Below are 6,278 nucleotides of genomic sequence, written 5' to 3'. Positions count from 1 at the left end.
AAATAGAAACATCAAACCCAAACCTTTTCACCAGCCCTAAAAGGTGAGGTTTCTCATAATCCTAATAAAAAATAAATTTTTCCGCTCTCTTTAGTGTTAGGGAATGGAAACATGATAAAAAAAACCGCCTGCGAGCAAAGAATGCTCCACAGGCGGCTTCCAACCAACCAAATCTTAAATCAGTTCTACCTGATTATTTTTTATTTTCCATTGCTCGATTATAATCGAACATTCTATTCTTTATACTATTAACGCTAGAGGCCTTTTTAAATTGTATCTAGCCAAGACCTTTAAATCTATAGGTAGTCTCACTATCGATAGGATACAATTCTATGATCCTATCAATCACGGTACAAAGATCGAAATAATCGTTCCATATAAAATCATAACTCAACGTTAATTGCTTGTTAATACTTCCAAGAGACTGATCGCAAACGGTAAAATCATCGCTAAAACACCAAAACAAACCACCTGAATTAAGTCCATTTCTATCTTGAGAACATTCAAAAAATATTTTCATTAATTGCTGGGAAAAATCTCAGATAGTTTTCTCTATCAAAATCATTGATAGCACCCACATTACTGATATACCTCTTTATCTAGCTTTATATTCATGTAAAACATTTTAAACATAATCATAAAACAACTCATCGTAATCAAAATTACCCTATCCTGACCGACTAGAAAATATCTCGTATTGTTATATGAATCTATGGAATCTAATCTGTCCTATGCCCTGACTATTACTTCAAAATCATGCAACCCATCTATATCGTGTAAAATAGAAGGTTGATTAATAACCACATTATAAGAACCTACATCTATTCCTAAAGCTGCGCCGGCACTTCCTACCCTACTAGGTTATTATTTGCATACACAGTTCCAAAATCAAAACTTAACGTAAACGCTCCAGTCATAAATGGCAAAATGAGGTGTTCCTTATGTGCTGTTTAAATCTACGTACCAGACCTCGCTAGCAACACGTACTTCATTTAGTGTAGCATCACTATTTCTGTATCACCACTCGTTAATGAAAAAGTTAGTAAAGCAGATGCTAAAAAATAGTTATCGCCTTCATCATAGTAATATTTATAACATACTACTTGATTTTCTAAAACCATGTCGTAATTTTAAATTACTGATTTAAATCGTTTTGAAAGTTCCGCTTTCGCGAAAGCGGAATAAAATCAGTCTACTATTTAACCCTAAAAATTTAGAATATATTAAAACCTGTAGAGTCTTGAGATTGCTCTAGGTTCTTTTCTTGATTTTCATTTTTGTTAATTTCTACGGCTTCTTCACCACGAAATTTTCTATCTACACGGTCTGCCTCTTCAAGAATTTTAGGCAATAAAAATGGAGCAAGTGGTTCTACATGTTCATAAACGATACTCTGCTCTTTAATATCTCTATCCATAATATGGAACTCGCGACTAGCTGAATTAATAAACATCAAAATCACACTAGCTAAAAATCCCATTTTCACAATACCAAAGGCTGCACCAGCAAGTTTATTAATAAAACTAAGGTTAACAGTTTTAAGCACCTTAGTAATTAATTTACCTACATAGGTAATTACAAATATAATGACCAGAAATGTAATTATAAAACTAGCGATAGTAATGTATACGTCATCCCATTGCACTTGTTCCCGCAACCAGTCCCCAGCATAGTTAGAAAAATAAATAGAGCCATAAATAGCTGCTACTAGTGCTATTAAAGATGTAAGTTCTACAAAAAAGCCATTTAAATAACCTTTATAAAGCCCTATTAATAAAAAAATGCAAATAATTATATCTAACCAATTCATCTTGCTAAGTTAATTAAAAATGTGGTTAAGCAAACTCATAGACCCACGAGATTCTTTCCAGACGGTTTAACTAATCAAATGTGCCTTTCATAGTGCGAGGGTGAGTCTATATCTATTAAGTATAGATTAACCGTCTGGTTATAATTAATTTCCACATCTCAATTACATATTCATTTAATAAACTTACACATGAAAGATTTATTTAAAACATCCCTTATAATTTTCATATCCATCCTACTTTTTAGTTGTGATAATGATGATGGAATGTCTGACAATCAAAATGTATGCACCTTTGAAGGTCTAACCTTCTTTGACGGTACTACACAACCACTTATCCCAGAATCACAATTAACTACCGAACTTTTTCTTAACGGTGGCGGCAGTGGTATACCAGAAATAGAGATTTATGAAACAACTAACCCTGGTAATATATGGTTACTTACTACAGCAGTAACGGCTAACACTAGTGCCAGTGGTACGCTAGGTATAAATAACACAAATTATACAGTTGCTGTAACCTGTCCGCGATCTGGAACTGCAGTAGGAGACGAATTCAGATTTGACGTAGTAACAACAAATGGCCTAGAAGGTGAATTATGTGTCGTTCTAGATGAGATTATTCCATAAGAACTGACACAGCACTACCCTATCTAAAACGAAAAAAACGGCATAGATTTTAAAATCTGTGCCGTTTTTTATTTCTAATTAATTTCTCTGAGTGATAAAATAACCGTTTACCGATCAATAAAACATATGAGTCTTATTCCTTCTTTATATCATTTTTCCTAAATAAGGATTTCAAGACTTTATAGCCCGAAAACAGTCCTATTAAAAAACAAGTTCCAGAGATAAAGTATTGTTGTTCTTCTAAGTATTTTAATCCTGTTAACAGTCCAAAAATTAACCATAACACATTAGTCAACGTTTCACTATTTACAATTCTTTTAATCATAATAAGTGATATATAATTAGATCTTTCTTAACCACTCACTCATACTAACACGCGACTCTAGGTAATTTTTAAGATCTTTAATCGCTACACGTTCTTGTGTCATGGTATCGCGATCTCTTACCGTTACCGCATGATCTTCTTTAGTATCGTGATCTATCGTTACACAATATGGTGTACCGTTTAAATCATGACGCGCATATCGTTTACCTATGGAATCTTTTTCTTCATAAGCTACATTCATAGACCATTTTAATTCGTCTACGATCTCGTTTGCTATTTCTGGTAATCCATCTTTCTTTAATAAAGGTAAAATAGCTGCTTTTACAGGAGCAAGAACCGCAGGTAATTTAAGAACTGTACGCTCGCCACCACCTTCTAGTTTCTCATCTACTAGAGAATTAGAAAACACAGCAAGAAACATTCTATCTAGACCTATAGAAGTCTCTAGAACATAAGGAACATAATTCTTGTTATCTTCATGATCAAAGAACTGTAGTTTTTTACCACTATGCTCTTCATGTGCTTTTAAATCAAAGTCTGTACGCGAGTGAATTCCTTCTAATTCTTTAAAACCAAATGGGAAGTCAAATTCGATATCAGTCGCAGCGTTTGCATAATGAGCCATTTTTTCATGATCGTGAAAACGGTAATTCTCATCACCCATTCCTAAAGATCTGTGCCATGCCATGCGCTTTTCTTTCCATATCTCAAACCACTTTAATTCTGTGCCTGGCTTTACAAAATATTGCATCTCCATTTGTTCAAATTCTCGCTGACGGAAAATGAACTGACGCGCAACGATCTCGTTTCTAAAAGCTTTGCCAGTCTGTGCAATCCCAAAAGGAATCTTCATACGACCAGATTTCTGTACATTTAAGAAGTTTACAAAAATACCTTGAGCCGTTTCTGGTCTAAGAAATAAATCTGTAGCAGTGTCTGCACTAGCACCTATTTTAGTACCGAACATAAGGTTGAACTGACGCACATCTGTCCAGTTTTTAGAACCTGTATCAGGGTCTGCTATTTCTAGTTCTTCTATTAAAGCTTTTACACCTTCTAGATCTTCAGCCTCTAGCAATTGGGCTAGTCTAGCGGTAGGCTCTGTAGCTTTTTTCATGTAACCCACCACACGCGGATTAGTCTCAGCATACATTTTTGCGTCAAAGTCTTCGCCAAAACGTTTTGCCGCCTTAGCTATTTCTTTATTTGCCTTCTGTAAATGTTTCTCACAGTAGTCCTCTACGAGCACGTCTGCACGGTAACGTTTTTTAGAATCCTTATTATCGATCAATGGATCGTTAAAAGCATCTACGTGACCAGAGGCTTTCCATACCGTAGGGTGCATAAATATCGCCGTATCTATACCTACTATATCTTGATTTAATTGAGTCATCGCTTGCCACCAGTATTCTCTGATGTTTTTCTTTAACTCCACTCCATTCTGTCCATAATCATAAACAGCACTTAAACCGTCGTAGATTTCACTAGATTGAAATACATATCCGTACTCCTTTGCATGAGAGAGTACTTTCTTAAACTGATCTTGGTCGTTGTTCTTTGCCATAGCTGCAAATGTAAAAAAATGTGATTAGTTAACGTTGTGATTTTGTGTATTTCGCTTTCGCGAAAGCGAGAAAAAAAATCAATTATTTACTAGTATCTAAAACTGTTGATTTATCAAAATCTTTATTTAAACCTAGCAATAGAAAAGGAACACAAAATAAAAAATAAGAAATATCCACAAAACTATTAAAAAAGGCACTCGACAAGCCGTGTTTATAGACTACATAAAAAGCATAAAACAATATACTAAAGAAAAGGACATAGCCTGAAAAAAGAAATCTATTTTGAGAATTTCTCGCTTTCCATCCTAGTAAAAATGCCGTAGCAAATAACACAGGCATATATTTTTGAGGTAATAAAAACGAAGATTGAATAATAAAAGGATTCATTTCTAAAAACTGATCTGGAAATGCTATTATCAATGGTAAAAAGGTCAAACTAAATGTAATAAGCACAAAAAAAGTATACTTTAAAAACTCTTTAAGACGGAGAGTTTTGGTGGTTAAATAAGAAAGAAAAAAGACAATATATGCTAATGAAAAAACACTACGTGTAGATAATAAAAAACCTAAAACTATGGATAGCAGCAGTAATCTTTTACCATTCCCTACTAGCGATTTATCAAAGTAATATAGACCAATAACTACCATAGAACTATAAGTTATTATATTACTCAAAGTCATTACCTCCCATAACATAGGTACTGATAATATTGCCATTATTAAGTAGGATTGATATTTCTTACTATCTATTCTATTAAATAATCCCAAAAGAATAAATCCTGCAAGACTCAACAGACTGTACAATTTAAATAAGAAAAAAGGAATCGCTATAATGAAGTAAAAAGGCATCGGCCCAGGATAGTTTCCAACATGAGAAGTAGCCTTGTAAGGATAATTCCCTTTAAAAAGTTCTGTAAGAAAAGAATCTATAACACTCCACCTATCCACATTTAAATCTTCTGGCTGAATAACCAAAAAACTTGTAATACTAATAAGAATAGGTATGACTATAATTGATGCATATACTATCCTTCTAACTATTTTAAGATTAAAAAAACGATATCCTTGCGATACTAATAAAACTTGTATTACAAGATACAAAACTGTTATTAACACATAGAACTCAGTAACTCTTTCAAGATATTTTAAACAAAAAAGAGAGTTGATAAATATCAGTATGGATACCGCAAGGTTTTTAGTCATTTGTAAAAATCTTTGACTTAATCTTTAAAATACGATGTGAAAAATACTGAATCGAAGTTCCTAAAACTCCAAAACCATACTTGGTACTTCTTGCAAAATTTATAGAAGAAGCTTCTTCAAAATACTTTGTAGGACAAGTAATTTCGGCGATTTCATAATTTACCATACATATTTGAGCCAGCATCTGGTTATCAAAAACAAAGTCATCAGAATTTTTATCGATGTCTATTTTATCAAATATTTCTTTAGAAAAAGCTCGATATCCCGTATGATATTCTGCTAATTTTTGATACATTAAGATATTTTGAAATGCCGTCAAAAATCTATTTGCTATGTATTTATAAATAGGCATACCACCATTTAAAGCGCCTTTACCTAAAATACGAGAGCCTAGAACCACCTTGTACACATCGTTTGCGATTAAATAAGACATAGAGTGTATCAACTTAGGCGTGTATTGATAATCTGGGTGCAACATGATAATAATGTCTGCTCCTAGTTCTAATGCTTTATGATAACATGATTTTTGATTTGCACCATAGCCTTTGTTTACATCATGTCGTATCACATGCTTTATACCTAATTGTGTAGCTAGAACACTGGTATTATCTGTACTAAAATCATCTACTAGAATAACCTCATCTACTATATCAAACGGAATCTCTCTATAGGTCTTCTCGAGTGTCTTTGATGCATTATAAGCAGGAAGAACTACTATTACTTTAAGGCTGTTTATCAAATCTTTGGA

At 33.3% G+C, this 6,278-nt stretch carries 5 protein-coding genes; 1 reads left to right on the top strand and 4 read right to left on the bottom strand.

What is annotated here, in order from left to right; translation table 11 throughout:
* Positions 1-1,213 precede the first annotated feature (1,213 nt).
* The gene (locus tag Q0838_RS08840; RefSeq protein ID WP_298953689.1) at positions 1,214-1,810 is read right to left on the bottom strand and encodes a CvpA family protein; all 597 of its coding nucleotides are present in this window, start codon (positions 1,808-1,810) and stop codon (positions 1,214-1,216) included.
* A 189-nt stretch (positions 1,811-1,999) separates the two neighbouring features.
* On the opposite strand from Q0838_RS08840, the gene Q0838_RS08835 reads away from it, so the two are divergent.
* Positions 2,000-2,437 (top strand): hypothetical protein, encoded by a 438-nt coding sequence (locus Q0838_RS08835; protein WP_298953686.1) that lies wholly within the window; start codon positions 2,000-2,002, stop codon positions 2,435-2,437.
* A 341-nt stretch (positions 2,438-2,778) separates the two neighbouring features.
* Here Q0838_RS08835 and Q0838_RS08830 read toward each other — a convergent pair whose 3' ends face one another.
* The 3 genes from Q0838_RS08830 to Q0838_RS08820 form a co-directional block, all read right to left on the bottom strand.
* On the bottom strand, positions 2,779-4,326 hold the full coding sequence (locus Q0838_RS08830) for a glycine--tRNA ligase (RefSeq protein ID WP_298953683.1): 1,548 nt from the start codon (positions 4,324-4,326) through the stop codon (positions 2,779-2,781).
* Positions 4,327-4,408: 82 nt separating this feature from the next.
* Complete coding sequence (locus Q0838_RS08825) at positions 4,409-5,428, bottom strand: hypothetical protein (protein WP_298953680.1); 1,020 nt, start codon at positions 5,426-5,428, stop codon at positions 4,409-4,411.
* A gap of 94 nt (positions 5,429-5,522) precedes the next feature.
* Positions 5,523-6,269: a glycosyltransferase family 2 protein gene (locus Q0838_RS08820; protein WP_298953677.1), complete on the bottom strand. Its 747-nt coding sequence runs from the start codon at positions 6,267-6,269 to the stop codon at positions 5,523-5,525.
* Positions 6,270-6,278: the final 9 nt, after the last annotated feature.

It is taken from the genome of uncultured Nonlabens sp., assembly GCF_947495285.1.
GTDB lineage: Bacteria > Bacteroidota > Bacteroidia > Flavobacteriales > Flavobacteriaceae > Nonlabens.
Note: the sequence above shows the minus strand (reverse complement) of the source record. Positions and strands in the feature narration are given on the sequence as shown.

Excerpts from the sequence above, each read along its gene's own strand:
- Q0838_RS08835 (WP_298953686.1), top strand. The coding sequence starts at position 2,000 with ATGAAAGATTTATTTAAAACATCCCTTATAATTTTCATATCCATCCTA.
- Q0838_RS08830 (WP_298953683.1), bottom strand. The coding sequence starts at position 4,326 with ATGGCAAAGAACAACGACCAAGATCAGTTTAAGAAAGTACTCTCTCAT.
- Q0838_RS08840 (WP_298953689.1), bottom strand. The coding sequence starts at position 1,810 with ATGAATTGGTTAGATATAATTATTTGCATTTTTTTATTAATAGGGCTT.